Origin of the sequence: Mesorhizobium sp. M1273 (assembly GCF_040318195.1) — a bacterium.
In the GTDB taxonomy this organism is placed as follows: Bacteria; Pseudomonadota; Alphaproteobacteria; order Rhizobiales; family Rhizobiaceae; genus Mesorhizobium.
In genome coordinates this window covers 1-1275 of the sequence record NZ_JAMYLV010000086.1, presented here as the reverse complement: position 1 = coordinate 1275, position 1275 = coordinate 1, and the positions used below count along the sequence as shown (strand labels likewise).

The 1275-nt window shown below is 60.7% G+C and carries 2 protein-coding genes; both read left to right on the top strand.

Annotated elements, in window-relative coordinates; translation table 11 throughout:
* Nucleotides 1–176 precede the first annotated feature (176 nt).
* Nucleotides 177–545, top strand: a complete 369-nt coding sequence (locus NKH30_RS33030) for an endonuclease domain-containing protein (protein ID WP_352472114.1) — start codon at nt 177–179, stop codon at nt 543–545.
* Between the two features lie 90 nt (nt 546–635).
* Entirely contained in the window at nt 636–1133 is a 498-nt protein-coding gene (locus NKH30_RS33025; RefSeq protein ID WP_352998157.1) for a GNAT family N-acetyltransferase, read from the top strand.
* Nucleotides 1134–1275 lie beyond the last annotated feature (142 nt).

The following is a 1275-nucleotide window of genomic DNA, read 5'->3' as shown; positions in this document are numbered from 1 at the left end:
AGTTCCCATCAGCCATCGCATCAAGAAATGCGCCTGGAACGACGACTATCTCATCAATGCCATCACTCATATGCGATAGCCCTGCCCTTGAGGGGGAGATGTCCGGCAGGACAGAGGGGGGTGTTCAAGCGCAGCACAGAGAAGATGGGCAAGATTCGCGCTGAGGAATAGAAGTAGTGAATCACTATCCCGTACCTCCCCGTAACCGCGGCAATGCGCGCAAGATGCGCAAGGCCATGACGGATGCCGAGCTGAAGCTCTGGAATGAGGTCAGGGCGCATCGACTCATGGGGCTGGCATTTCGGCGGCAGATGCCAATTGCAGGCCATATTGTCGATTTTGCCTGCCCGGACAAAAAGCTGATTGTCGAACTGGATGGCTCCCAGCATGCCCGGGCCGATGCCTCAATATCGGACGCTACCAGAAGCGCACGGCTTGAAGCGCTGGGCTGGACTATCCTGCGGTTCTGGAACGACGACGTCATTCGCGATATCGACAATGTCTGCCAGCACATAGTCATGGTGGCCGGCGCGGATGTGCGCTGAACTCAGCCGTGCAGGGCCGGCGGGACAGCACCTCTCTGTCTTGCCGGACATCTCCGCTCAAAAGGGGCAGGTTTCTGAGGCGAGGTGCCAATGACCCAAATAAGAACCATGACCGAACAGGTCGTGCCGGCGGTGTCGCGGCTGCTGGGCCAATCCTGGCGACACACCTATTCGCCGGTCCTGGGTGCCGAGACGACGGCACGGCTGTCGGATGAGAAGCACGCGCCGGAGCGGCTGGCGGCCGAGCTCGGGGATGACAACAAGATGTCCTTCGTCGCCGAGCGGGCTGACGGCTCGCTCGCCGGTTATGCGATGGCAGCGATGGACGACAAGGGCGAGGTCATGCTCGAGCGGCTCCATATAGACAAAACAGAGTACGGCACCGGCCTTGCCGCCGACCTGCTGCATGCCGTTCTTGCCGCGCATGCGGGTATTCCCAGCATCGCCCTGGAAGTGATCGAGGGCAACGACCGCGCAATCGCCTTCTATCGCAAGCACGGCTTCGAGGTCGTCGAGCGCCGGCCGGCTGCACACGGGGTGGGCGGCCATGCCTCGCTGATCATGCGCCGGCTGCTACCGATGGCTTAGTAGGCGAAAGCGGCTGAGCGCGTAATCTCCCCCCTCGAGGGGCAGGGGAATCGCATATGGCGATTTTGGGGTTGAGTTTAGGCTGAGAAAGGATTCTTTGGAGAGGCAGTTGAGCGAAGGAGCGACTGCCATTTCCTGCCTT

What these genes read in the sequence shown, in the direction of transcription:
- NKH30_RS33025 (WP_352998157.1), top strand. Translation starts at nt 636, where the DNA reads ATGACCCAAATAAGAACCATGACCGAACAGGTCGTGCCGGCGGTGTCG.